Raw genomic sequence first — 25,502 nt, forward strand, 5'->3', positions numbered from 1 at the left:
AATTCAACTTATGGGTGAAGAATGTCGCCTAGCATTGCCGTGTTCGGTGACAGACCCGCCCAGTCCGAGGCGACCGTGAAAATTGCCGCGGTCGCGGGGGGGAACCCTTGCAGGAGGCGGCGAAAGACCGGTTCGTCCGACGAATCGCTGCCCAGATGGCGACAGGTCTCGGCCATGGCAGGATTATGCCCGACGAGAATCAGGGTCTTCACGTTTTCCGGCGTCTCCCGGACGAGCTCGAGCACGCCATACAGATCGAGGTCGTAGAGTGCCTCGACCGGGAGCACGGCATCGAGCAAGGGGAGGTGAGGCGCGAGAAGGCGCGCCGTCTCGGTCGTCCGGATGGCCGTGCTGTGCCACAGATGGGCGCCCGACAGGCAGGCCGCACCGAGGCGAAACGCGCCCGGACCCGTTTCGCCCGACGGATCGGTATCCGCCGAACCGGACCTTGCCGGGCCCATATCGGTCGGATCGAGGTCGCTTCCGGCGGCGGACGGTGCGGAGAGAGCCTCGAGCCGTGCCCCCAGCCTGTCGGCATCCAGCCGGCCGCGTTCGGTCAGCGTCCGGGCGCGGTCATTTCCCCCCGCGCGCTCCGGCGCGGCCTCGGCATGTCTGACGAGAATGAGCGTATGCATGGTCTTCAGCCCCTGTCCGGCTCAGCGCGACTGACGCCCGGCGATCGAGTCATGATGACGAATCACCTCCCGGATGATGAAGGCAAGAAACTTTTCCGCGAAATCGGGGTCCAGTCGCGCGGAAATGGCCAGTTCCCGCAGACGCTCGATCTGTCGGGCCTCGCGGGCCGGGTCGGCCGCGGGGAGTCCCGACCGGGCCTTGAGCTCGCCGACCGCCTGGGTCTGGCGGAAGCGTTCCGCGAGCATGTGAATGACCGCCGCATCGATATTGTCGATGCTCTGCCGGTGCTGTTCGAGGAGGGCGAGGGTTTCGGGGTCAGACATCGATATCAATCCAGGCGAGATGGCCGCCTTTTCCGGCGCCAAGGTCAGTGAAGATGGCGCGACCGCCATTGCGACCGTCACGGATCCAGGGACGACCATCCGTCGAGCGCCTGTCATGGCCGCAATACACGACATGATCGGCCGGGATGTGATCGATCCAGCGGAGACGCCGCTCGGGATAGCCGTCAGGCTGCATGCGGCCCGTCGTCTCGCCGAACAGGGCGCGCGAGAGGAGCGGGTTCATGGGACCGAGACCCGAGGGAGGGGCCTCGTGCATCATCGCGGTGTGGAAACCGCCATGGACGAAAATGAGCTTCCCATGGACGATCCATGCCGGTGCGACGGCAATCGCTTCGCGCGCCCTCTCGCGCAACCCCGCCTGAACGGGGCCGGAAAGCTGGGCGATCGTCTCCTCCAGAGGAGGGTCGCGCCGCAATCTGCGGCCCTGTAGGGCCCGGCCGAGCTTGCGGTCGTGATTGCCGAGAATGAAAAGTCCGCGCTCGTCATCGATCAGGTCGAGCATGAGTCGGAGCGTGCCGGCGCTGTCCGGACCGTGATCGACCAGATCGCCGAGCTGGATGATGAAACGCTCCGTGGCGACGGCATGTTCGAACGCGGTCAGATCGCCGTGAACGTCGCCCACCACACGCAAGCCACGACCGGCACTCAGCCTGGAGAGATCTGGAAGGGGCACGGACGGGAGAGAAATCGGGACGACCTTTCAGGAGCTTCTTCGAACGAGTCACCCACTATGAGCCAGATTCCCGGAAAAAGACAATAAAGACATGGTTATAACCGCGATCGCCATCTTGACGCTCAGCGCGGGGCCGTCTCGATGAAACCGGCCGCTGCGGAAAGATCGACGGAGAGGACCTGACTGACGCCGCGTTCCTGCATCGTGACGCCGAACAGGCGGTCCATATGGGCCATGGTGAGCTGATGATGTGTGACGATAAGGAAGCGGGTCTCGGCCTCGGTCGTCATGTCGCGCAGCAATCCGCAGAGACGTTCGACATTCGCATCGTCGAGCGGGGCATCGACCTCGTCGAGAATGCATAGCGGGGCTGGCTGACACCGGAACGTCGCAAAGATCAGCGACAATGCCGTCAGGGCCTGCTCGCCGCCCGAGAGGAGAGAAAGGGTGGAAAGCTTCTTGCCGGGGGGCTGGGCGAAGATTTCCAGCCCCGCCTCGAGGGGATCGTCGCTGCCCACGAGACCGAGATGTGCTCTGCCTCCGTTGAACATGCGGCTGAAGAGGGACTGGAAATGATGGTCCACCTCGACAAAAACCGCCTGGAGCCGTTCCCGACCTTCCTTCTTGAGGAGATTGATCGAGCCGCGCAGGCGGCCGATCGCCGCTTCGAGCTCCTCATGTTCCCTGGCGAGATGCTCGGACCGGGTCCTGGCCTCTTCATATTCCTGCTCGGCGAGAAGATTGACCGGGCCGAGCGCCTCGCGTTCCTTCTGGCAGCGCGAGAGACGACGCCGGAGCGCCGTCTCGTTCCCGTCGACCGGATCCCCTGACATAGCGTCCTGCGCATCGTCCGAAGGTGCCTCGACGCGGTTCTCGATGGCATCTCTCTGGGCGAGCGCCTGGGCGTGACGCTCCTGCAGCAGGATGAGTTCCTCGCGCATCTGCGTGCTGCGGCGTTCTTCCCGTTCGCGCACGGCTTCGAGCGCTTCCATCGCGGTCTCGATATCGAGAAGCCGGGCGCCCGCCTGCGCATAGCCCGTTTCCGCCTCGGCGAGGCGCGTTTCGTGCCGGGCGAGGGCCTCGGCCTGTTGTCGTGCATCGGCCCGTGTCGTCTCGCGCTCCCGGTTCACGCCGTCGATCCGCTCCGTCGCGCGCGTCAGATCCGTCTCGCGCGTCGCGTGCAGCTCCTGCGTTTCGCCGATACGCAGTTCGAGCTGACCGATATCCCGCTCGAGCTGGTCGAGAAGCGCCGAAGCGGCCTGCTCCTCCGCTGCGAGGGCGTCCCGCGTTGCCCGCAGGGTCGTTTCCTGCGCCTCTGCCTCGAGAAGGGAGGCCTCGTCACCGGAAAGATCGGGAACCGGCGCAAGTGCTGCCCGGTTTTCACGTGCCGTTTCGAGGGCCTGGGTCAGCTGCCCATGACGGGGTTGCAGCGCGGAGATACGGCTGGAGAGTGCAAGGAAGCTCGTCCGTTGCGCGTCCAGTTGCGCGCGCGCGGTCCCGATCGTTTCCTCGAGCGCGAGAAGGGCCCGTTTCCGGGTCTCGCGTTCCTCGTCCAGCGCGGAAAGCCGGAGACGCCCCGATTCGCGCTCCGCGCGTGCCGCTTCGGCCCGGGAGTCGATTCCGTCGATGGCGATGGCGGCACAGCGCTGCGACGCGCGCGTCCGCTCTTCCACGGCCCTCAGGCGGGCCTGCACCAGCGTCGCCTCGCGCAGGGCGGTCGTTTCGTCCTCGAGACGCTTCCGTCCTGCCGTTTCGCGTGCCTCCGCAGAATCCTGCTCGAGCGTGTTCAGGCGGGTTTCCGCATCGGCCAGATCGCTCCGGGAGCGGTCACGCACCGCGCGCGTTTCGGCCACGCTGCTGTCGAGCACTGCCGCCGCGGGCAGGGCCGCGCGGGCGGATTCTGCCTGACTGGCGCGGGCAAGCGCCTCGTCTCTCTGGATTGCGGCCTCATCCAGACGCTCGATCGTTCTTGCCAGACGGCTCTCGCCATCGGCCTTCTTCTCGCGAAGCGCCTGTTCCTCTTCACGCGCGCTCCTGCACCGCCTGTCCGCCTCGCGATGCAGCGCATTCAGCTCCGTCAGGCGGGTGGAGAGATCGTGGTCGCGCGCCTTCATGCGCGCGCAGCCGGCCTCGAGCGGGGGGATCGCACACGCAGCCTCGTCTCTCGCCTCCGCAACCTCCCGCAGCGTTGCCCTGAGGGCCATCTGAGCCGATGCCGCGGTCGCTTCCGTCCCGGTATCGCGGAAACCGTCCCATCGCCACAAGGCGCCATCCCGGCTGACGAGACATTGCCCCGGTGCAAGACGTTGCTGGATCGAGGCACCGGTCTCGCGATCGTTCACGAGACCGGTCGCCGCGAGGCAGCGCGCCAGGGCAGGAGGGCAGGACATCAGCGAGGCCAGAGAGGGTACGCCGTCGGGAAGGGAGGGCGAATCTCCGGCAGGAAGAACCGCCCAGCAGCGGCTCTGTTCCTCGAGAAGAGACGCCGTAAGAGTCTCGCCAAGCACCGACGCGATTGCCTTTTCCAGCCCCGGGGGGACGATCAGCGCCTCGATCAGGGGGGCGGGAAGCTGCTCTGCCGGAAGCGATGCCTCGAGTGCCTCGTGGCGGGCCGCAAGGGTGAGATGGCTGGCCCGGGCTTCCCGGAGCGCGGCTTCGTGCCCGTCCAGATCCGAGCGCAGGGAGGCGCGTTCCTCGGTCAGGGAAGCGATTCCGGCATCAAGCCGCTCCAGCGCGTTTCGTTCCTTTCCATGCGCGCCGGAGGCTGCGGCAAGGCGTTCCTCCGCCGGGAGCGACGCTCTCGCATCGTCGCGTTCCTTTTCGAGCTGCGCGATCAGCCCCGTCTGGCGCGTGAGCGCCTGCGTCGCCTGCATGTGATCCTGATCGAGCAGCGTGCGGGTACGGAGTGCGGTCTGGCGCTCGGACTCCGCTGCGAGAACGGCCTGTTCCGCCCGATCGGCTCTGTGCCGGAGCGCGTCGCGTTCGGCGCGCGCGCCTGCGACGGCCTCGTCCAGCTTCTCCGCCCGATCGTCGAGCGCAGCGAGCGCATCCCGGGAAAGGCGGGAAGCGGCGAGCGACCGGAGCGTTTCCTCCTGCGCTGAAATCTGGGCGTCCAGCGCGGCGATCTGCGCTTCGAGCTCCGCGATTTCCTCACGGGCCTTGCGCGCGGTCTCCTCTGTCTGCCCGGCCTCCTGCTCGGCCCGGGCGAGAGCCAGCCTTGCCTCCTGATGGGCGTCGTCGAGCCTTTCGCATGTTTCCACAAGCGCGGCCCGCTCCGTCTGCCGGGTGGCCAGCACGGTTTCCTGCGCTTCGAGATCCGCAGTGAGAGGGAGGGATTCACTCAGCCTGTTCAGCTCGAGGCCGAGGGTGCGATGCTCTTCGTCAAGCGCGGCGACAAGACGCTCTGCGGCGTCGTGCTCCGTCCGGAGCCGGTGCGCTCGCTGTTGCGCCTCGTCCAGGGCGCGGGCGAGGGTCTCGCGTCTGTTTCCGGCCCCGGCGAGGTCGCTTTCATGGCGGGCGCGCTGTCCGGCGAGCGCCGCGAGGCGATCGGGCAGGGCAGCGAGACCGTCCCGACAGCGCTCCCGTTCGGCGTCCAGCTGGGACAGACGCGCGGCACTCTCCGCAAGACGGAGCTGCGCGATATCCCGGTCCTCGCTCGCCGCCTGCAAACGTCGCTCGATCTCGCCGATGGCCTCTTCGGCACGGGCGAGCGCGGCGCGGGTGGTTCCGCTCACGAGGCGCAGCTCGTCCCGTCCCTCGCGCAGGGTCTCGACCGTCTGCCTGACCGAACCGATCGCTTCTGAACGTGCCGCCAGCTCCTGCGCGGCCTGTATGGCGGCATGGGCCGCGTTGGCCGCTTCCGCTTTTGCCGCCTCCAGCCGGGCGGAACACCGCTCGACCTGCTCGTCCGCCTTCTTCTGCCCGAGCCAGGCGAGGCGATGCTCGTCCTTGCGGATCGTCTCGGACAGCTCCCGGTATCGCCGCGCCTGTCTCGTCTGGCCTTCCAGGGAGTCCAGCCGGGTCGCGAGTTGCTGACGCAGATCTTCGGAACGCTCGATATTGCCTTCCGCCTGACGCAGTTTGAGCTCGGCATCGTGGCGTCTGGCATGGAGCCCCGTAATTCCCGCGGCCTCCTCGAGAAGCGCGCGGCGCTCCTCGGGTTTGGCGGCAATCAGGGCGCTGACGCGGTTCTGGCTCACGATGGATGAGCTGCGCGCCCCCGAAGAGAGATCTGCAAAAAGCGTGGTGACGTCGCGTGCGCGCAGGGCACGGCCGTTGAGCCGGAAATCGCTTCCCGATCCGCGCTCCGCACGGCGGCATATCTCAAGCGTATCGGCGGTCGAGAAGGGCGCAGGCGCCACGCCGATCGCGTTTTCGAGCCATAGCGTAACCTCCGCGATCGAACGGGCGGCACGCGCCCGTGTTCCTGCGAAGATCAGATCGTCGAGTTCTCCGCCACGCAGCGCCCGCGCCGAGCTCTCGCCCATCGCCCAGCGCAGCGCTTCGACTACATTCGACTTGCCGCAGCCATTCGGCCCGACGATTCCGGTCAGTCCGGGAAGGATGTCGATCGTGGCGGGATCGGCGAAGCTCTTGAAACCCGCTATGCGCAGGCGCGTGATCCGGGGTGACATACGATGAATGCAGTACGATGGATGCGGTATTCCCGGTTCAGCCGGCTGCCTTGTCGACTTCCGCCTTGAAGGTGGCGAAATCGGGCAGCTCCTGATTATAGGGGTGATCGTTGAACAGGAAGAACGGCGTGCCGTTGATGTTGTACTTGGCCTGATCGGCGTCCTGCTGCGCGACGATCGCCTGTCTGAAGCTGTCGTCGTGGTCGATCCGGTCGAATTGCGCGGCCGAAATGCCGGCGAGCGCCGCCATCATCTGGATCTGGTGCTTGGGATTGACGTCACGCGCGAAGGCCCAGCGATCCTGGCTGGCGAGCATCGAGTCGACGAACGGCACATAGCGATCGACGGGAAGCGAACGGGCCACCATGGCGCCGAGAAGCGCGATCTGATCCAGGGGGAAATCGTGATAGACGTAATAGATCTTCCCGGTATCGATGAGTTCTGCCTTCACCTGCGGAAAGATCGTTTCGGCGAAATGGGCGCAATGGGTGCAGGTCAGGGAGAACCATTCCTGGACCTTCACCGGCGCCTTCGGGTTGCCTACGGCGCGCGGCGTGAGGCGCATGTCTTCTGCACGGGCATCGCGCAGGGAAGGAACCAGGGCGAGGGCGGGCAGCGCCGCCAGTAGGGTGCGTCGACGAACGGACATGAAAAACTCTCCCGGATTGCGATGTCAGAGTTTTGAAGACCGCGAGCGGCGCGGCGTCAAGGGGCGAAGAGGTCCCCGCCCCAGGGGGGACATCCCGGTCGGGGGCCTTCTGTCCGGGGAGACCGCCCGGGAAGACTGCCCGGGAAGACTGCCCGGGAAGACCGCCCGGGCGACCCGCTCAGGGAGCCTCCTCGCTCCGATGCGGAACGGGCGGATCCCTGCGCACCCAGTCGGTCGGGACACGCATGCGCAGACCCCTGATATGGCGGGCATCCGCATCGGTCACGCGAAAGACGAGACCGCTCTCATGGGTGAAGACCTCGCCGCGTATCGGAACATGGCCTGCAAGCCGGAAGACCAGACCGCCGACCGTCTCGATCTCGGCCTCGCGCTCGGCATCGGTCAGAACGGAGCCCATGAGACCCTCGAGCTCTTCGACCGGGAGCCGCGCATCCAGATCGAAGGAACCGTCCGCCCTCTCGACGATCATGGCGGAGACAGGCTCGTCATGCTCGTCCGAAATGTCGCCGACGATGGTCTCCACGAGATCCTCGATGGTCACGAGGCCGTCCACGCCCCCGTATTCGTCGATGACGAGGGCGAGATGCGTCCGGCGCTGCCGCATCTGCAGCAGCAGATCGAGCACGGGTATCTGCGGCGCAACCAGAAGCGGCTGGCGCAGCAGAGGCTCGATATCGAAGGCGTCCGACGTTCCGATATAGGCGATCAGATCCTTGACGTGGATCATGCCTATGACGTTGTCCAGATGCTCCCGATAGACCGGAACACGCGAGTGGTTCTCGCGCCGCATGAAGGCGAGTGCCTCATCGAGCGTGATATCGGCCGACATGGACACGATATCCGCGCGCGGGACCATGACGTCATCGGCGGTCGTCTCGCGCAGATGCAGCACGTTCGTGATGAGCGCACGCTCCTGCCGGTCGAGCTCGGGGCGGGCACCGCCTTCCGGGTGCGGCGTTGCGGCTTCCTCCACGAGCGCTGCGATCGAGTGGCGCAGCCCGTGTTCGCGGTTCTTGCGATTGAACAGTCCGAACAGCCCTTTCGGGCGGCGTTGGGAAAGATCGTCCGACTCGCTCATCCCCGTTTTCCTCCCCCGAGACGCCAGGGATTGGGAATGCCGAGACGCGCGAGTATGCGCGATTCCGTCATTTCCATCTGACGCGCCTCGTCGGGTCGGTGATGATCGTAACCGGCGAGATGAAGTGCGCCATGCACGAGGAGATGGGCGGCGTGATCGCCGAAGCGGCGTCCGGCCGCCTGTGCCTCCCGCCGGACCGTCTCATAGGCCATGGCGATGTCTCCGTCGCCGAACCCGTCCATCTCCTCGAAGGTCAGGACATTGGTCGGCTTGTTCCTGTCACGGAAGGCCGCATTGAGGCTCTGCACGGCGCGGTCCGTCGTCAGCAGGATGGCCGGCAGACGATCGCGATCGAGCCAGGGCCAGGTCGCCTCCACGCAGCGTGGGACCAGCCTGTCCAGCCGGGGCAGGGCGGCGCGCCAGCGCCTGTCCGCCACCAGAAGGTCCGGGTAGGTTCTCAGACGCCCTTCCGGTCTGGAAGGGACGTCTTCGGGGGGTGTCGTATGACTACTTCGAGGTTCCATTGTATTCCCGGCGCGTCCGGCCGCGGGAATAGTCCCGGGCCGCTGCCACGCGTTGATCATAGGCATCCACGATACGGGCAACCAGGGGATGGCGCACCACGTCCGTGGAGTCGAAACGGGTAATACCGATTCCGGGAAGGCCTTCAAGGGTTTCGACGGCTTCCCGGAGACCGGAGGTGATTCCCGCAGGCAGGTCGATCTGGCTGAGATCTCCCGTGATCACCATGCGTGCGCCCTGACCCATACGGGTCAGGAACATCTTCATCTGGGCCGGGGTGGTGTTCTGCGCCTCGTCCAGAATCACGAAGGCATGGGCCAGCGTGCGTCCGCGCATGAACGCGAGCGGCGCCACCTCGATCTCGCCATTGGCCATGCGCCGTGCGACCTGGTCGCCCGGCAACATGTCGTTGAGCGCATCGTAGAGCGGACGGAGATAGGGGTCGATCTTCTCCCGCAGATCGCCGGGCAGGAAGCCGAGACGCTCGCCTGCTTCCACGGCGGGACGGGAGAGAATGATCCGGTCGACCTGACCAGCCTGGAGCATGGCGACGCCCTGCGCCACGGCCAGATACGTCTTTCCCGTGCCGGCCGGGCCGATACCGAAGGTCAGCTCCGTTTTCGCGAGCATTTCCATATAGGCTGCCTGCCCGCGCGAACGTGGCGCGATGGCGCCGCGCTTGGTGCGAATGGCGGGCAGATCCGTCAGCGGGGAGGTCTGACCTGCCTCCGGAGCGGGTGACGGCGTCGTGCGCACCGGCTGGGCGGGGCGCGAGGGACGGGGAAGGGCCGAAAGACGGATGACGCTGTCGACGACGGGGCCGTCTATCTTTCCACCGTGTTCGAGCTGGTTGTATAGCGCGGTGATGGCCGCCTGGGCGCGCGCGACCTGGGCAGCTTCGCCCGTGATGGCGATCTTGTTGCCTCTGCACGTCAGCCGAACGTCGAACCCCTGTTCCAGACGGATCAGATGGCGGTCATGATCGCCAAGCAATTGCTGCAAAAGGATATTGTCGCCAAAGCGAAGCGCGGAGGTTCTCTGGCCCTGTTCCTTTGAGGGACGATCGTCCGGAAGGTTCCGGCCGTTACTGCGTTCATGGGTCCCGTTGCCGGGATATGACTGGGGTGCCGTTGGATGGCTCAAGCGCAGACTCTCTCCCGTATGAGTGTACCGGCCAGCGAGTTGGTCAGTCGCTGGGTTATCGCAACCTGAACGGTCCTGCCGATGAGATCCTCCGACCCCTCGACGTGAACGGGTTGCAGATAGGGTGAACGCCCGGTGATCTGTCCGGGTTTGCGCCCGCGCCCCGTAAAGAGCACGGGAACCGTGCGGCCCACCATGTCAGCGTTGAAGGCATCCTGCTGAACGCGCAGCAGGGCCTGCAGCCTCTGGAGGCGTTCGTCCTTCACGGCCTCGTCGATCTGGAACGGCTGACCGGCGGCAGGCGTGCCCGGGCGGGGCGAATACTTGAACGAGAACGCCTGGGCGAACCCGATATCGCGCACGAGCTGCATCGTGGCCTCGAAATCCTCCTCGGTCTCTCCGGGATGACCGACGATGAAATCGGAGGAGAGGGCGATATCGGGGCAGGCCTCGCGCAGGCGGGCGATAATGGCCCGGTATTCACCGGCAGTATGGCCCCGGTTCATCGCCTTGAGGATGCGGTCGGATCCCGATTGCACGGGCAGATGCAGGAAGGGCATGAGGGCGGGTGTGTCGCGATGGGCATCGATCAGCGCCTGATCCATGTCGCGCGGGTGCGATGTCATGTACCGGATCCGCTCGAGGCCGGGCAGCGCCGCCAGAGCCCGGGCGAGAGTCGGGAGATCGGCCGTGCCGCCTTCTCCGTCATCGCCATGATAGGCATTGACGTTCTGGCCCAGAAGCGTGATCTCGCGCACGCCGCCCTGCACCATGCGCCGGGCTTCCGCCACGACGGAGGGAAGGGAGCGGCTGGTTTCGGCGCCGCGCGTGTAGGGCACCACGCAGAACGAGCAGAACTTGTCGCAGCCTTCCTGGATTGTGAGGAAAGCGGTGAGATTGCCCTCGACCTGGGGGGCGGAGTCCGCAGGCAGGAAGTCGAACTTCATCTCGACGGGGAAATCGGTGTCGATGACCGCGCCGCCCGCCCGCGCCGCACGCGCGACCATTTCCGGAAGGCGATGATAGGTTTGCGGCCCAAGAACGATATCGACGAAAGGTGCGCGCGCGAGGATTTCCTCGCCCTCGGCCTGGGCGACACAACCGGCAACGGCAATGATCGAGCGCCCGAGACCGGCCGCCACCCGTTCGTCGCTTATCTTGCGCAGCCGTCCGAGCTCGGAGAAAACCTTTTCAGCAGCGCGCTCGCGGATATGGCAAGTATTGAGAATGACCATCTCGGCCTGCTGGGGGGTCGCGACCGGCCGATAACCGAGAGGCGCCAGCACATCGCTCATCCTCGCGCTGTCATAGACATTCATCTGGCAGCCCCAGGTGATGACGTGCAGACCGCGCGCGTTCATGTTGTCTCCGGATTGCCCGATCGCGGATTGCCTGTTCAAAGCCTGATTGTCTCCGGGCTGCAGGGCAGCCCCGCTGTCGGAAGAAACCTCGACCGTCACTCTGTCATACCCTTGCCGTTTCAATGTCGTCGAACCTGCCGAAGCGGTCGCGATGGAGGAACATTCCTGCCCGATGCGACGATCGGAGCCGGAACGGGCCTTTCGGCCTTGTAGCCGAACGGGCCGGTAAATGCATGGCTAATATTCGCGCGGATGTGCAACCGTCTCATGCATCCCGTTCGGGTCTTTCCTGCCCGGGTTGCTGGTGCCCGGGACGTTTCTGCGCGCAAGAACCGGTCCTTGGGGGGGGATCCCTGCTCCGGACGCGCCTCAGAGGACAGGCTGCGGGGCCGTAACCGGAGGAGAGGCTCCGAGCGGCTGGACATGCAGCCGGGCCACACCATCCGCCACGATCTTCTGGACCGCGCCCGAAAGCTCCTTGCGTCCGGGAAAATCGGCCGGATCGACAGGCGGATGCAGAATCACGGTCGCCCCCAGAGAGCGCCATTGCGTGACCGACCAGATATGCGGAGCAAGTTCCATATCGCCGTACCAGGCGAGCGCGGTGCGCCGCGCGCGTCCGACAGGGAGACCGTCCAGACGGTCATAGACGATGGAGACGGGCTGGATGAGCACCGATGGAGGGGTGGGAAGGGTGGGATCGACACGGCTCGGTTTGGCCACGGCAAAAAACGACGACATGAAGGGCAGCACATGCGTGCCGTCCGTGGATGTCCCCTCGGGAAAGAGGATGAGGTTGTCGCCATTCGTCAGACGATCCGTCATCGCCTGGAGCTCACGGCCCGTATTGTTGCGCTGACGGCTGACGAAGATCGTCCGTCCCAGGCGTGCGAGCGTGCCGATGATCGGCCAGTCCGCGATCTGCTGTTTCGCGACGAAGACCGTGGGCAGCACGCCGCCCGTGACCGCTATGTCGAGCCAGGAGGAATGATTTGCCACGAAGATGATGGGGCGCTCGCCGTTCTTCACGGCCTGTCCGTCGCGTATCGTCCCTGCCGGCTCGCCTATGAGGGTGACCTTCAGCCCGAGAATGCGACAGATGGTGGCCCAGTAGAAACGCGCGAAGACGATCTTTGCGGCGCCTCTGCGTCTGAGAAGTATGCGCTGGGGTATGCTTGCGAGCAAAGTCCAGAGACATGACAGGAAAATACGCCGCACGGCGCGCAGCGTGCGCACGGTTTGGCTACCCAGCGCAGGCTCGAGCGGGGTAGTCCAGGGATCGGTGCCGGACGCGTCACTCACGGGACGGCGGCGCGTTATCGCGTCTGTCATTACATTGTCCCTAACGCAGAATTGCCGTCATCGACAACAGCCAGCGGGGGATCATTTCGTATTGGCCACAGATCGTTACCGGTAAAACACGCAGCGCGGAGGCAGGGACGATTGACTGCGCCCTACGCCTTTTCATGCCAGGTCACCCGTGACATGATCCGGACACGGTTTCCGTTCAAGGGATGCAAGAGTCAAACACCACAGCAGGAGCCCCTTTGCTGTCGCTTTACCACGTTTCCGCGCGTCATCTGCTCATGAAAGTCCGGTCCCTGCCCCGTATGTCGCGCGGGCGCGCCGGGTGCTTCCTGCTTGCTGCGCTGGCCGTCGATACCATACCGTTTTCCTCTTCCGCTCTCGCCGCAGAGGGGGGCGGGTCGCATCCTGCCGCCGGGAAAAATCCGCCCCATGACGGGAAGAGCGGCGAAGACAATTATCATGTCGATATCGCGCCGAGCACGGACGGGTCTCTGGACTCCATGATCAGAGCGGCTTCGACGCTCGTCTCCCTGCAGAAGACGAAGGCCGTCGATCCCTATGCCCTCGCAGGGCGTATCCGTGGCGATTACGACCGGGTCAGAACCGCGCTCGAGAGCCTGGGCTATTACGATGGCACCGTGACGATCACGGTTCGTTTCCCCGATGGGCAGAAGATCGACGGCCGCGATCCCCGGCTGCCGGATCGCCTTGCTGCGCGCAAGGACGGAAAGCCACTGACGATCACGATCGCGACGAAGACCGGTCCGCGATTTCATCTCGGCGCGATAAGGCTGGTCGAAGGCCCCCTCGCGGGAGAGGCGAGCTCCTCCTCACCGGCAGGGGGGGGCGCCGAAAGCTCTTCTCCTGCCAGCTCTTCTTCGGCCAGTTCTCCTCCCGCCGGGTCGGGTCGTAACCGGAATGCTCCGGGCTCGACGCGCGCCGGGTCGTCCGTATCCGGCGGTACGGCTCCGGCGGGGCCTCGCGGGAGCAAGGCTGCAGGCGTCGCGACGCCCGAAATCCATCTGAACACGACCGAGCGGAAGGCCTTCGGTCTGAAACCGGGTCAGGATGCGATCGCAGCCGATGTGCTGGCGGCTCAGGGCGCGTTGCAGACGGCATTGCAGGAAGAGGGGCACGCCCAGGCCCAGGTCGGGGCGCCTGTCGCCTATCTGCGCCCTGCCACCCATACGCTCGATCTCGAATTTCCGGTCGGTATGGGGCCGGTGGTCGATATCGGTCCCATCAGTTTCGACGGGCAGGAACGGACGCGACTTTCCTTCCTGCGCAAGCGTCTGCAACTGCATGAAGGGGAGCTTTACCAGCCGAGCAAAATCGAGGATGCCCGGCAGGATCTGGCGGCGGTCGGGATCTTCTCGTCTGTCGGTGTGCACGATGCGCCGCCTCTGGTCGCGATTGCGAAGGGAGAGGGGACACCCGGCGTCACCCGGGCCATGCCGCTCCGGTTCACGCTCAAGGAGGCGAAGCGGCATACCGTATCGGGTCAGGTGGGATACTCGACCGATCTCGGCGGGCGGGCCGGTGCGAGCTGGACTCACCGGAACCTGCTCGGTGGAGCCGAGCAGCTCAAGCTCACGGCGCTCGTCACGGGGCTCGGGGGCTCTGCACAACAGGGGCTCGGTTACGATGTGTATGCCGATTTCCTGAAGCCGGATTTCCTGAGACGGAACCAGAATCTCAGTCTCCGGGTCGAAGGGATCAGGCAGCTTCTCTATTCCTACCATCAGACCGCCTTGCTCATCCGGGGCGGACTGGTCCGTCGTCTCAACAAATACTGGAGCGTGTCGGGCAGTCTTCTGGCGGAGCAGGAAAAGATACGCCAGTTCGGCGTTTCGACCGATTATCTGATCGTGCAGGCGCCGCTCGGCGCCAATTTCGACAGTACCGAATTGTCGAACCCGATCGACCCTGCGACCCATGGCGTCCGCGCGCATGTGAATATAACCCCTTCCGTTTCTCTCGAAAGCGGGACGACCTTTTTCACCATCATGAGCGCGGGTGCCTCGACCTATTTCGACTTCCACCGTCTCGGCCTGAGCGCGCCCGGGCGATCCGTTCTTGCCGTGCGCGGCATCGTCGGATCGGTGCAGGGCGCATCGACCTATCAGATTCCACCCGACCAGCGTCTTTATGCAGGCGGACCCGCGACGGTGCGCGGTTTCCGTTATCAGGGTGTGGGGCCGCAAAACGGAAAATACGGGATCGGCGGAACGTCGCTCGATGCCGGATCGGTCGAGTTCCGCCAGCGTTTTCTCAAGAGCTTCGGTGCCGCCGCTTTTGTCGATGCGGGGCAGGTCGGTATGGGAAGCCGTCCCTTCCAGGGAACGGTGCGTGTCGGCTATGGCGCAGGCCTGCGCTATTATACGCCGATCGGCCCGGTCCGTGTGGATATTGCCTTGCCGGCCAATCGTCCTCCCCATGGTGACAAGTGGGAACTCTATATCGGTCTCGGAGAGACATTCTGATGGCCCTCCTTCCGAAACGGACCCCTTCGGACAATGCGGATCAGGCTTCCCCGCGGCCCCGTCGTCTGAGGCGCATTCTCAAATGGGTTGCAGGACTCGTCGTGGTGCTTCCGCTCGGCCTCGCTCTGATCGCCGTCGCGGGCCTGCTGGTCTTCGCCAATATTCCCTACGGCCAGAAGACGATCGAGCGGGAAGTGGCTTCCCTGACCGGAGATATGGTGCATATCGAGGGTCTGAAGGGGGCGTTTCCCTATAATCTGAGAATCCGGCATCTCGCGATTCAGGATCGTATCGGGACCTATCTCACGATCGAAGGCCTGCATCTGCACTGGTCTCCGCTCGCCCTGATCCATTTGTCGGTTCATGCATCGGTTCTCGAGGTCGATTCGCTCCGTTTCGACCGGCTGCCCGTCTCCGATCCGGCGCCCGCTTCGCCTCCCGAGCCAGCATCCGGGCCGTCCGGGCTGCATCTCGCGATCAGGCTGGATGCGGTCAGGGTCGGGAATATCGATATCGGCAAGGCGCTCGCAGGCTTTCCCCTCAGCGCCATGCTCTACGGGCATCTCTCTCTGGGGGATCTCGCCCGGGTGCTCGACGGAATCACCCTGGCGCATCTGCCTGTGGCGGATATCGGTCTCGACCTCAGGCGGCTCGACCGCCCGGGAAGCGTCTCGCTCGCGCTCGCGACCCCGCGTGACCGGGCGGATCTGCATCTTGCGATCAATGACGGTAAAGACGGGATCATGACCCAGCTTGCCGGGCTTCCGGCGCTCGCACCGCTTGCGGTATCTCTCGATCTGAACGGCCCCGTCCACGCGAGCAGGATCGCGCTCTCCGCACAGGCCGGTGCTCTGAAAGCGGGACTCCGTGGCCAGGCCGATCTGCTCGCCCATCGGGGCCATCTCTCGCTTTCCGCCTCGAGCCCCGCCATGACCCCCGTTCCGGGCGTCGCCTGGTCCAGACTGGCACTCGCTGCCGAACTCGACGGCAATCTTCTGGCACCGACCGGAAACGGAACGCTCGATCTCGATACGCTCAGCGCTGGCGGGGCAGGTCTCAATCACCTCGCCGTCAGCTTCGATGGAAGCAAGGGCGGCGCGGCTGGAAAAGCGGGAGATACGGCTTCCGGACCGCAGACGGACGCGCCGCATGAGCGCGGTGAAAACCCAAGGCCGACCGTAGGATCACGCCGGAACGACACCGCAAGCGCCGATCGTATCGCTGTGGCGCTCAGGGCGGATGGACTCCGGATTCCCGGCGTTCCTCCCGCACTTCTCGCCCGGGCTCCGCTGACCGCGCGTATCTCCGCCGAGCCGAGCGCGCCCGGTCGGCCCGTTACACTTGCGGTGGCGCACCCGCTGCTCCAGCTCTCGGGTCGCGCAACGCTCGAACCCGACATCCGGGGCGCGCTCGATCTGATTCTTCCCGAGCTGGCGCCCCTCGCTTCGGTCGGCGGCCTCGATCTCGTCGGCCATAGCGTTACCCATGCCGACTTCACCTATCGCAAGCAGGGCATGTCCAGCCTCGTCCTGACCGACCGTCTCGCCGTGACCGGCGGGATGAAACAGGCGAGCGCCCTGATCGGGAATGAGGGCGCGATCCGGCTCGAGGCCAGGGCGGAGCCTCTCCCGAAAGGTGGAAACCGCGTCCATATCGATACGCTCGAGATCGACGGAAAGGCGATTCACCTGCGCGATCACGGAGAGGTCAGTCTCGGGGACAAGCCGCAGGTCGTGAACGATCTGAGCGTCTCGCTTCCCGAACTGGAGCGTGCTGCCGCGCAGCTTCACGGAGAGGCGACCCTCAAGGCCCATGTCGAAGGGCCGTTCGACGATTTTTCCGCCCTGATCGATCTCGATGGAAAGATCGGCGCTCATGGCGTTCCGAAAGGGCCGCTTTCTCTCGGGATCGTGGCGCATCACCTGCCGTCGACGCCGGAGGGAACGATCAAGGCGCATGGTATGCTCGATGCACATACGCTTGCGCTCGACGCGTCTTTCGCACGGCATGAGGATAAAAGCGCCGATCTGGAACTCGGAACCCTGGATTGGGCGAGCGTGAAGGGGAAGGGGCATCTCAGGCTGCCGGACGGGGCGAAGCTTCCTCTCGGAGATCTCTCCCTCAAGGCGATGAATCTGGCCGATTTCAGCGCGCTGCTCGGGCAGAGGCTCGGCGGTCACGTGGCCCTCGATATACGGACGAGCGAGAGCGACGCGGCGCATCCGCCGGTGGTGACGCTCGCGCTCAAGGGAGCGATCCGGACGGATCAGGCCAGACTCGGGGCGCTCGATCTGGGCGGAACGGTCGGCGATCCCATCGAGCGGCCCGATCTCGATCTCAGGCTCGCGCTCGACGGGATCGAGGCGCAGGGCATGACGGGGCGGGCCCGCCTCGGAGCGAAGGGAACGCTCGATGCCCTCTCCCTGACGCTCGATAGCGCATTCCGCAATGTCATGGGGGCGCCCGCCTCGCTTGCCACGGCGCTCGTCCTCGATCTTCCGGAGCGCCGGGTACGGCTCGATCGTCTGGAGGCTCTGGTCAAGGGCGAGACGCTGCATCTTTCCGGTCCCAGCAGGATCGCCTTCGGCGATGAAATGGGCGTCGATCGCCTGCGTCTGACCGTTGCCCCCCGAGGCGTCAGTCCGGCCAGTCTCGATCTGGCCGGATCGATCAAACCCCGTCTCGATCTTCACATGCGGCTGGCCCAGGTGACGCCAGCGCTTGCCCGGCCGTTCATGCCCTCACTGGATGCGACCGGCACGCTGGGCGCGCAGGCCGATCTGACTGGAACCCTGTCGCGTCCCTCGGGCCATGCCTCTCTCGTCATGCAGGGAATACAGATGCGCACGGGTCCTGCCGCCTCGCTGCCTCCGCTCGCGATGAAGGCCGATGCGACGCTGACAGGAGATGCGGCGCGTGTGGACGTCCGTGCCGATGCGGGCAGGCAGATCGCCCTTCGGGTCAACGGCCGGGTTCCGGTCGATCCGACAGGAGCGATGGCGCTCGGAGTCAAGGGAGGGGTCGATCTTGCGGTCGCCAACCCCGTTCTCGGGGCGCAGGGAATGGCGCTGGACGGGAGAACCGATCTCGACCTGACCGTGACCGGGACGCTGAAGGCGCCTCAGGCCAGCGGGCGCATCCAGCTGAGCGGAATCGATTTTACCCATTACGGTCAGGGTGTCAGGCTGAGCGATATCAACGGGACGATCGTGGCATCGAACGACAGTTTCACGCTCCAGAACGTTCTGGCCCATGCCGGCAAGGGAACGATCGGGCTCGCCGGATCTGTCGGTGCCCTGCGTCCGGGTCTGCCGATCGATCTTCATATCACGGCGAACAAGGCGCAGCCTGTCACGAGCGATCTGCTGACGGCGGTGATCGATATGGATCTGAGGGCGCACGGCCAGCTCTCCACCCGTCTCGATGTGGATGGCACCATCCGGCTGCCTTCGGTCGTGATCAATATCCCGAACTCGATGCCCGCCTCGGTGCCGCAGCTCGACGTGGTGCGTCCGGGGCAGAAGCGTGAGCGGAGCGGTCCCGCTCTTGTGGTCGGCCTCGATGTGAATGTCGTCTCGCCGGGCTCGTTCTTCGTGCGCGGTCACGGTCTGGATGCGGAAATGTCGGGCAGGCTGCATGTCGGCGGGCTGAGCACCTCGCCCGATATCTCGGGTGGGTTCGATCTGCGACGGGGCTTCTTCAACCTCGCCGGTGTCAATCTCAATTTCACCAAGGGGCGCGTCGCGTTCGACGGGTCGGGAGTCAATCACAAGCTCGATCCGTCTCTCGATTTCAGGGCGGATCGCAACGTGCAGGGAACGCTGGCCAGCCTCGTGGTGGGAGGCTATGCGAGCGAGCCCAGGATCGATTTCACCTCGGTGCCGTCTCTCCCGCGCGATCAGGTCCTGTCCATGCTGCTTTTCGGCAGTTCGACGGCGTCTCTCTCGACGACGCAGCTGGCCGAACTCGCCACGGCGGTCGCGCAGATCAGCGGTGTGTCCAGTTTCGACCCGCTCGGCAAGGTGAGGGGGCTCCTCGGTCTGGATCGTCTTGCCGTCGGCGGCGGGAGCGGCGTGAACAATGGCGGTGCGAGCCTGGAGGCCGGCAAATATGTCATGCGCGGTGTGTATGTCGGGGCGAAGCAGGCCACGAGCGGCTCCGGCACACAGGCCCAGGTCCAGGTCGATCTCACGAAGCGCCTCAAGCTCAACACCACGGTCGGAACAGGCGGACAGGTGACCGGGTTCACGACCCCGGAAAACGATCCGGGATCGAGCGTCGGACTGAGCTACGGCTTCGACTACTAGCAGTCGGGGAAGGGCTGGGCCTCGTAAACGGGGCAGATCCAGTCCGCCCGGTCGCGGGTCGCAAGGATGCGCGCCGCGTTCGGCGCATCCGTCCTGTCGATCCATTCCCGTGCGGCTTCGCGGCTCCGACCGAAGCGCATGTGGCGCTCCATGAGCCACGCATCGCGCCGGGTCTCGTCGGTGGCCAGAAACCAGCTTTCGTCCAGAAGCGGGCGAACGCCCTGCCACGGACCGTCGAAGAGGAGATAATTTCCCTCGACGATGACCAGCTCATGATGCAGGAGGACGGGGATCGCATTTGCGATCGGTTCCTCGATCTCGCGTCTGAACACCGGTGCATAGACGATGTCGTCCTTCTGATGCCGGACACGCGCGAGGAGCGCGATGAAACCCGATGCGTCGAACGTATCCGGAGCGCCCTTGCGTCCGGCACGCCCGAGGCGTCGCAGCTCGCATTCGGCAAGATGAAAGCCGTCCATGGGTATGACGACGGCCCTCTCTCCGTAATGCCCGGCCAGATCGGCCGCCAGGGTCGATTTTCCGCTTCCGGGCGCACCGACGAGACCGAGAACAATGCGTTTCGTTCGACCGAGAAGCGTGGCCAGTCTGTCATGTATCGCGTTGCGGTCGTCCGTCATGAGGCATTTCTCCTGAATTGCTCGAGCCGGGTCCGGACCTGCGCGACCACGTCCTCCCACTGCCATGCGCGGCTCTGCCGGATGATCCGGAGCGTCGGATACCAGGGGCTGTCGGTTCTGTCGCTCATCCAGCGCCAGCAGGGATTGACCCGATCCATGAGGATGACGGGCTTGCCCATGGCACCTGCGAGATGCACCATTGCCGTGTCGACGGACACCACGATATCGAGATTGGCGACGAGGGCTGCGGTATCGTCCATCGTACCGATCCTGTCCGTCAGATCGACGATGCGTCCGGCATAGGCGAGACGCTGCCGCGCGGCCTCGCCGATCTGGAGGCTGTAGAAGGTGGTCCGGTCGAGATCGAGAAGCGGCGCGAGCGCCTCGAGCTTCATCGAGCGGCGCTGATCGAGCATCCATGCGTCGCTCTGATCCGGTCTCGGCGCGCCGGACCAGACAAGGCCGACCCTGAGGCGTCCGTCTTCGGGCATGAGCGCGGCGAAGCGCGATATCCCGTCCGGGTCGGCCCGGACATAGGGTACCGGGACGCCGAAAGGATGCGCGGTGGCCGAGAATGCGCGCGGCAGGCTGATGAAGGGGCAGTGATAGTCATAGGAGGGTGTCTCGCCACCGACCTGTACATGATGCACGCCCTCGACCCGCGCGCAGAGCGTCGCCATGTTTTCCGCCCCCCAGACGCGGATGATGGCGCCGCGCGCGGCGAGCAGCGGCAGATAGCGCAGATACATCAACGTATCGCCGAAACCCTCCTCCTGCGTCACGAGAACCTGCCGTCCCTGCAGGTCGAGACGTGGGGTGATGTTGGGGAGAAGGCGATTCATCGGCAGGGTGGTATGGCCCGGCAATCTGAACCGCCACTCATGCTCCGCCCAGCCCTGCTGGAAATATCCGGCCTTGAGAAGGGCGATCGAATAATTGAGCCGCATCTGCGGATGGTTGGGCTGGCGCAGGATCGACTGGCGATAGAGATTGAGCGCCTCATCGACATCGCCCAGGGCGATACGCAGATAGGCGATGTTGGAGAGATTGCTCGGATTGTCGGGATTGAGCTCCTGGATACGCTCCAGCACCCGCAGCGCCTCGTCGAGGCGACCCGCCTGGGTAAGAAGCCGCGCCTGAATGGCAAGGGCAGGGAGGTGAGCGGGGCGTCGTGCAAGTGCCGCGTCTATGGCGCGCCCGGCTTCATCGAAGGCGCCTGTCTGCATATGGAGCGTGGCCGACAGCTCGAGGAGGCGGCAATCCTCCGGATGTTCCTCCTGACAGGCGATAACCAGACCGATCAGATCGTCTCTGCGGTTGAGCTGTTCGGCTACGGGAAGGAGGGGATCGAGCGGGTGGGGGCCCGTCGCGTTGCCGGTGGAAAGGCGCCGCATCGCCTCTTCCCGGCATGCTGCGAGCGCACCCTGAGTGAACAGGGTCACGAGAAGATCGGGCTTGCTGTCTGCAGAGCACATGATGCCGGGACCCTAATGCGTCGGGGCGAGTTCCTGCACCATGCTCAGTATGGCGTCGAGCTGGTAGGGCTTGCTCATGACACGGTCGAACCGCGTCGCGCAGGAGAGGTCCAGACCGTGGCCCGTGGTGTAGATTATCGGCAATTCGGGACGCAGCGCCCGGCTTTCCTGCCCCAGCTCCGTACCGCTGCCATCGGGAAGGGAGACGTCCATGATCAGGACGTCCAGAGTTGGTGTATTCCGTATCAGATCCCGCGCCGTCGCGCAGTTCTCCGCTTCAAGGACCGTGACGTCGCTCTCCTCGAGATATTCGATGAGGCAGGAGCGTATCAGGAAGTCATCCTCGACGATGAGAACGGTTGGAGAGGAAGGCATGGGCGCGGGTCTCGATCATTTCAGGACGACCAGTTCTCCTCGAAATCGGCATAAAGCGTCAGGCCGCCATCGACGAAAAGGGTCTGCCCCGTAATATAACTCGATTCTCCGGAGGCAAGGAAGGCCATGGCATCGGAGATCTCCCGGCACTCTCCCGGCCGCTTCATTGGAATATGCTTTGCGGTCGCCTCGTATTTCTCCGGGTCCTTGACCCAGGAATCGTTGATCGGGGTGACGATCGCGCCGGGTGCCACCGCATTCACGCGGATATTGTACCGGGCATATTCGAGTGCCAGCGTGCGGACGATATTGCCGACTGCGCCCTTGCTCGCGGAGTAGCCGAGATAATGCGGCTTGGGGATCTGCTGATGGACGGAGCTGTTGACGATGATGTTGCCCGGCTGATCGTTGTCGCGCCAGTATCTAAGAGCGGCTCGGGCACAGAGCACGACGCCGGTCACGTTCACCGCCATCACGGCGTTGAAATCCTTGAGGGTTATGTCTTCGGACGGGCATTCGATCTGCATGCCGGCATTGCAGATGAGAACGTCGAGCCCCTGAAAGCCCTCGAGCGTCTCCTTCATGACCCGATCGACATCTTCCTCGACCGACATATCGCCCGCGACGATGAGGTGCTTGCCCTGCGCCGGTTGCGGAAGCTTCTCGAGGAGGGGGCGCAGCTTTTCCGCCTTGCGGCCGTTGATCGCGACCTGGGCGCCCTCGCGCGCAAAATGCATCGCGGCATCTTCGCCGATCCCCTGGGAGGCCCCGGTGATCAGGATTTTCCTGTTGGCGAATCTCTGCGTATTCCGTTCCGTCACGCGCTGCGCTCCTTGTGCCTGTCTGTTTTTCCTGCCGGGCAGGAAAAGGAAGTCAGAACGCAGAACGCCGCGCGTGATGAAAGGATGCGTCGAGGCTCAGACGGATTTCATCGTCTCGGTCAGGGTCTGGAGAACCGCCGTGGGGTCCTTGTTCTCGAGAACGGCGACCTCGCTCACGAAACGTTCCTGTGCCGCTTCGAACAGCTTCCGTTCGCTGAAGCTGCCATCGAGGCTGTCGACATTGCGGCGCAGGTCGCGCAGAACCTCGGCAATCTGGATCAGATCGCCGGAGTTGATCTTCTCCTGATAGGCCACGGCGCGGCGTGCCCACATGCCTTTGCTGACATGCGGCTTTCCCTTGATGATCGACATCGCCTTGTCGACGATATCGCGGGTGACGATCTTCCGCAGCCCCGATTTACGCGCCTTCGAAAGCGGTATCCGCAGGGTCATCTGGTTGCCGGGGAAAGAGATCTGGATGATCTCGAGCTTCGTCCCGGCAATCTCGTCAACCCCGATGCGATCGACCCGACCGACGCCATGTGCCGCATAGACGATCGAGTCTCCTTCCTGGAACGGATCGTCATCTCCGGCATGAGAGTCGGCCTGTGTTGCGGTCAGCGCGGCGGCGCTACGCGCCATCGCGTCTGTCATGCCTCCCTTGGGAGGGGTTTTGAACGTGCTCATAACGCGATGTCATAGCAGAAAAACCACGATCTGTCTCGCCTCCTCGTATCGTGCGATAACGGGCGGGTTCACAGACGGGCGGCACCCGACTTCCGGGGCACCGCCCCCAAGGGCGCCTTCTTTTTCAGGCGTCCCTTTTCTGGCGCCCCTTTCTCAGGTGCTCCGTTTCCCGCTTTTGCCCTGTCTCAGGGCTGCACGCCCCGGCTGGCCGGGATGGGACCGCCGACGGCATCGCCGATCGGCTGGAGAAGATCGATCTCGATATTGCGCGACATGGTGAGCATCGGCAGCGCATGTTTGCTTGGAACGAATGGCTCCTGCAGATCGCGACCGCTCTTGTCCAGAGCCTGGAACAGAAAGCCGACGAGGCTCGAGCCCAGAGGCGTGATCCAGCCGAGAGTCTGCACCGTGGACAGGGGCAGTACGATGCAGAAAAGATGAACGACGAGCAGCGGCAGAACGGAGTACTGGACGGGGAGAGGGGTATTCTTGATCCGCTCCAGCCCACCCTGGGCGTTCGCCAGATCGGAGAGGATACGATCCACCGTACCGTGAACGGCGCCGTCGATATTCTTGATCGCCACCTCTTCCGCAACCCCGAGGCCGATTTCGTAAAGCAGGGCGTTGGGCTTGTTGTTGCGCGACATGACGCGCGCATACATGTCCGGGCTCAGAAGGCGCTTCGCATCCGGACCCTGCTCCGTGCCCGAAAGCGCCGTACGCAGAAGATAGGGATAGGCAGCCATCGCGCGGGCGAGATCGGGACGTCCTCCAAGCAGGGTGGCCGCCTCACGGGCGAAAGACCGGCTGTTATTGGTGATCAGGCCCCACAGACTGCGACCTTCCCACCATCGGGCATAAGCGGCGTTGTTCCTGACACCCAGAAACAGGGCCAGGGCAGATCCCATGAGAGAAATCGGCAGAGAGGGCTGTTCCATCCATTCCTGATGAAACACCTGGTAGAGGATAACGACGACGAAGTCCCAGAGGGCGAGGATACCGAGCGGCAGGGCCGTCTCGCGTAACAGGATCCAAAGGCCGTAATTCTTATCGACGATCAAGATGTCCCGATCCTTCACTTGTTCGATCTGTTCGAGCGTGCATCATAGCGAGCAGGCCCGCGATAAGATGCGTTAAAACAGTTATCGTCATGTGACTTATCATGAATTTCCGCCGCACATGGAGAGAAGACCGATGGATGTAATCGCCGCCCTGGCCCTCGAGGCGGGCCGCCCCCTCGAGATCGACACGGTGCAGCTCGAAGGCCCGCGTGCCGGTGAGGTTCTCGTCGAGATCAAGGCGACGGGACTGTGCCACACCGACAAGTTCACGCTTTCCGGCGCGGATCCCGAGGGGCTCTTTCCCGCCATTCTGGGGCATGAAGGTGCGGGGATCGTCCGCGAGGTCGGGCCGGGCGTGACCGGTCTCGTCCCGGGGGATCACGTCATTCCGCTCTACACGCCCGAATGCCGCAATTGCCCGTCCTGCCTCTCACGCAAGACCAATCTCTGCACGGCGATACGCGCGACACAGGGGAAGGGGCTCATGCCCGATGGCACGACCCGTTTTTCGTACAGGGGCAAGCCGGTCCATCATTATATGGGCTGCTCGACTTTCGCGAATTTCACGGTGATGCCGGAAATCGCTCTGGCCAAGGTGCGCAAGGACGCCCCGCTGGACAAGATCTGCTATATCGGCTGCGGGGTGACGACCGGGATAGGCGCCGTTCTGTTTACGGCGCAGGTCGAGGCCAATGCGACCGTCGTCGTGTTCGGGCTCGGCGGCATCGGGTTGAACGTGATCCAGGGCGCCCGCATGGTCGGCGCCCGCCAGATCATCGGTGTCGATCTCAATCCCGAACGTGCGGAGATCGCGCGCGGTTTCGGTATGACGGATTTCGTCAATCCTTCGGATCTCGGCCCGGATGGCGATCTTGTGGGACATCTGATCGAGCTGACCGGTGGCGGGGCGGATTACACGTTCGAATGTGTCGGCAACGTGAAGCTGATGAGGCAGGCGCTCGAATGTGCCCATCGTGGCTGGGGCGTCTCCTGCGTGATCGGCGTCGCAGGGGCCGGACAGGAGATCAGCACGCGGCCCTTCCAGCTCGTCACCGGGCGGAAATGGATCGGTTCGGCATTCGGCGGCGCGCGAGGCCGTACCGACGTGCCCCGTATCGTGGATATGTACATGGAAGGGCGGATCGATATCGATTCGCTCATCACCCAGCATCTGAAGCTTTCCGAGATCAATCACGGGTTCGACCTGATGAGCCAGGGCAAGTCGATCCGCTCCGTCGTGGAGTTCGACTCGTGACCGTTTCGGTACTCGAGACGCATCGGTGCCA

At 64.5% G+C, this 25,502-nt stretch carries 19 protein-coding genes; 3 read left to right on the forward strand and 16 right to left on the reverse strand.

Annotated elements, in window-relative coordinates; genetic code table 11:
• Positions 1-8 precede the first annotated feature (8 nt).
• From SSA02_RS03935 to SSA02_RS03980, 10 genes are all read right to left on the reverse strand, one after another.
• Positions 9-635: a SixA phosphatase family protein gene (locus SSA02_RS03935; RefSeq protein WP_147092557.1), complete on the reverse strand. Its 627-nt coding sequence runs from the start codon at positions 633-635 to the stop codon at positions 9-11.
• Positions 636-656: 21 nt separating this feature from the next.
• The gene (locus SSA02_RS03940) at positions 657-959 is read right to left on the reverse strand and encodes a chorismate mutase (RefSeq protein ID WP_147092558.1); all 303 of its coding nucleotides are present in this window, start codon (positions 957-959) and stop codon (positions 657-659) included.
• Positions 952-1,668, reverse strand: coding sequence for a metallophosphoesterase (locus SSA02_RS03945; RefSeq protein ID WP_371859176.1), 717 nt, complete (start codon positions 1,666-1,668; stop codon positions 952-954). The genes SSA02_RS03940 and SSA02_RS03945 overlap by 8 nt, the downstream gene beginning before the upstream one ends.
• A gap of 107 nt (positions 1,669-1,775) precedes the next feature.
• A complete protein-coding gene (locus SSA02_RS03950; RefSeq protein WP_147092559.1) occupies positions 1,776-6,287 on the reverse strand; it encodes an AAA family ATPase in 4,512 nt (1,503 codons plus the stop codon).
• A gap of 37 nt (positions 6,288-6,324) precedes the next feature.
• Positions 6,325-6,936 carry a thioredoxin domain-containing protein gene (locus SSA02_RS03955; RefSeq protein WP_147092560.1) on the reverse strand — a complete coding sequence of 204 codons (612 nt, stop codon included), beginning with the start codon at positions 6,934-6,936 and terminating at the stop codon, positions 6,325-6,327.
• A gap of 178 nt (positions 6,937-7,114) precedes the next feature.
• Positions 7,115-8,035, reverse strand: coding sequence for a hemolysin family protein (locus SSA02_RS03960; protein ID WP_147092561.1), 921 nt, complete (start codon positions 8,033-8,035; stop codon positions 7,115-7,117).
• Positions 8,032-8,559 carry an rRNA maturation RNase YbeY gene (gene ybeY / locus SSA02_RS03965; RefSeq protein ID WP_147092562.1) on the reverse strand — a complete coding sequence of 176 codons (528 nt, stop codon included), beginning with the start codon at positions 8,557-8,559 and terminating at the stop codon, positions 8,032-8,034. The genes SSA02_RS03960 and ybeY overlap by 4 nt, the downstream gene beginning before the upstream one ends.
• On the reverse strand, positions 8,543-9,700 hold the full coding sequence (locus tag SSA02_RS03970; protein WP_147092563.1) for a PhoH family protein: 1,158 nt from the start codon (positions 9,698-9,700) through the stop codon (positions 8,543-8,545). The genes ybeY and SSA02_RS03970 overlap by 17 nt, the downstream gene beginning before the upstream one ends.
• Positions 9,697-11,061: a tRNA (N6-isopentenyl adenosine(37)-C2)-methylthiotransferase MiaB gene (gene miaB / locus SSA02_RS03975; protein ID WP_147092702.1), complete on the reverse strand. Its 1,365-nt coding sequence runs from the start codon at positions 11,059-11,061 to the stop codon at positions 9,697-9,699. Before miaB ends, SSA02_RS03970 begins: the two co-directional genes overlap by 4 nt.
• 369 nt (positions 11,062-11,430) lie before the next feature.
• Positions 11,431-12,393 carry a lysophospholipid acyltransferase family protein gene (locus SSA02_RS03980; RefSeq protein ID WP_147092564.1) on the reverse strand — a complete coding sequence of 321 codons (963 nt, stop codon included), beginning with the start codon at positions 12,391-12,393 and terminating at the stop codon, positions 11,431-11,433.
• Positions 12,394-12,608: 215 nt separating this feature from the next.
• Here SSA02_RS03980 and SSA02_RS03985 point away from each other — a divergent pair, with 215 nt between their 5' ends.
• Together SSA02_RS03985 and SSA02_RS03990 are read left to right on the forward strand one after the other, a co-directional pair.
• Complete coding sequence (locus SSA02_RS03985; RefSeq protein ID WP_371859165.1) at positions 12,609-14,852, forward strand: autotransporter assembly complex protein TamA; 2,244 nt, start codon at positions 12,609-12,611, stop codon at positions 14,850-14,852.
• Positions 14,852-19,159 carry a translocation/assembly module TamB domain-containing protein gene (locus tag SSA02_RS03990; RefSeq protein WP_147092565.1) on the forward strand — a complete coding sequence of 1,436 codons (4,308 nt, stop codon included), beginning with the start codon at positions 14,852-14,854 and terminating at the stop codon, positions 19,157-19,159. The genes SSA02_RS03985 and SSA02_RS03990 overlap by 1 nt, the downstream gene beginning before the upstream one ends.
• Here SSA02_RS03990 and SSA02_RS03995 read toward each other — a convergent pair.
• From SSA02_RS03995 to SSA02_RS04020, 6 genes are all read right to left on the reverse strand, one after another.
• Positions 19,156-19,797, reverse strand: a complete 642-nt coding sequence (locus SSA02_RS03995; RefSeq protein WP_147092566.1) for a nucleoside/nucleotide kinase family protein — start codon at positions 19,795-19,797, stop codon at positions 19,156-19,158. The genes SSA02_RS03990 and SSA02_RS03995 overlap by 4 nt on opposite strands.
• Positions 19,794-21,272 (reverse strand): tetratricopeptide repeat protein, encoded by a 1,479-nt coding sequence (locus SSA02_RS04000; protein ID WP_147092567.1) that lies wholly within the window; start codon positions 21,270-21,272, stop codon positions 19,794-19,796. Before SSA02_RS04000 ends, SSA02_RS03995 begins: the two co-directional genes overlap by 4 nt.
• A gap of 12 nt (positions 21,273-21,284) precedes the next feature.
• The gene (locus tag SSA02_RS04005) at positions 21,285-21,647 is read right to left on the reverse strand and encodes a response regulator (RefSeq protein WP_147092568.1); all 363 of its coding nucleotides are present in this window, start codon (positions 21,645-21,647) and stop codon (positions 21,285-21,287) included.
• A gap of 20 nt (positions 21,648-21,667) precedes the next feature.
• A complete protein-coding gene (locus SSA02_RS04010) occupies positions 21,668-22,468 on the reverse strand; it encodes a glucose 1-dehydrogenase (protein ID WP_147092569.1) in 801 nt (266 codons plus the stop codon).
• A gap of 96 nt (positions 22,469-22,564) precedes the next feature.
• Positions 22,565-23,155 (reverse strand): CarD family transcriptional regulator, encoded by a 591-nt coding sequence (locus tag SSA02_RS04015; protein WP_147092570.1) that lies wholly within the window; start codon positions 23,153-23,155, stop codon positions 22,565-22,567.
• Between the two features lie 185 nt (positions 23,156-23,340).
• Complete coding sequence (locus SSA02_RS04020; RefSeq protein ID WP_147092571.1) at positions 23,341-24,216, reverse strand: bestrophin family protein; 876 nt, start codon at positions 24,214-24,216, stop codon at positions 23,341-23,343.
• 133 nt (positions 24,217-24,349) lie between these two features.
• Between SSA02_RS04020 and SSA02_RS04025 the strand changes: the two genes are divergently transcribed.
• The gene (locus tag SSA02_RS04025) at positions 24,350-25,471 is read left to right on the forward strand and encodes an S-(hydroxymethyl)glutathione dehydrogenase/class III alcohol dehydrogenase (protein ID WP_147092572.1); all 1,122 of its coding nucleotides are present in this window, start codon (positions 24,350-24,352) and stop codon (positions 25,469-25,471) included.
• The last annotated feature ends 31 nt before the right edge of the window (positions 25,472-25,502 follow it).

Source organism: Swaminathania salitolerans (assembly GCF_007988945.1).
Taxonomy (GTDB): Bacteria; Pseudomonadota; Alphaproteobacteria; order Acetobacterales; family Acetobacteraceae; genus Swaminathania; species Swaminathania salitolerans.

Bases quoted from the DNA above. Each gene is read 5' to 3' on its own strand.
- SSA02_RS03935 (WP_147092557.1), bottom strand. From the start codon at position 635: ATGCATACGCTCATTCTCGTCAGACATGCCGAGGCCGCGCCGGAGCGC.
- SSA02_RS03940 (WP_147092558.1), bottom strand. From the start codon at position 959: ATGTCTGACCCCGAAACCCTCGCCCTCCTCGAACAGCACCGGCAGAGC.
- SSA02_RS03950 (WP_147092559.1), bottom strand. From the start codon at position 6,287: ATGTCACCCCGGATCACGCGCCTGCGCATAGCGGGTTTCAAGAGCTTC.
- SSA02_RS03955 (WP_147092560.1), bottom strand. From the start codon at position 6,936: ATGTCCGTTCGTCGACGCACCCTACTGGCGGCGCTGCCCGCCCTCGCC.
- SSA02_RS03960 (WP_147092561.1), bottom strand. From the start codon at position 8,035: ATGAGCGAGTCGGACGATCTTTCCCAACGCCGCCCGAAAGGGCTGTTC.
- ybeY (WP_147092562.1), bottom strand. From the start codon at position 8,559: ATGGAACCTCGAAGTAGTCATACGACACCCCCCGAAGACGTCCCTTCC.
- miaB (WP_147092702.1), bottom strand. From the start codon at position 11,061: ATGAACGCGCGCGGTCTGCACGTCATCACCTGGGGCTGCCAGATGAAT.
- SSA02_RS03980 (WP_147092564.1), bottom strand. From the start codon at position 12,393: ATGACAGACGCGATAACGCGCCGCCGTCCCGTGAGTGACGCGTCCGGC.
- SSA02_RS03990 (WP_147092565.1), top strand. From the start codon at position 14,852: ATGGCCCTCCTTCCGAAACGGACCCCTTCGGACAATGCGGATCAGGCT.
- SSA02_RS03995 (WP_147092566.1), bottom strand. From the start codon at position 19,797: ATGACGGACGACCGCAACGCGATACATGACAGACTGGCCACGCTTCTC.
- SSA02_RS04000 (WP_147092567.1), bottom strand. From the start codon at position 21,272: ATGTGCTCTGCAGACAGCAAGCCCGATCTTCTCGTGACCCTGTTCACT.
- SSA02_RS04005 (WP_147092568.1), bottom strand. From the start codon at position 21,647: ATGCCTTCCTCTCCAACCGTTCTCATCGTCGAGGATGACTTCCTGATA.
- SSA02_RS04015 (WP_147092570.1), bottom strand. From the start codon at position 23,155: ATGAGCACGTTCAAAACCCCTCCCAAGGGAGGCATGACAGACGCGATG.
- SSA02_RS04025 (WP_147092572.1), top strand. From the start codon at position 24,350: ATGGATGTAATCGCCGCCCTGGCCCTCGAGGCGGGCCGCCCCCTCGAG.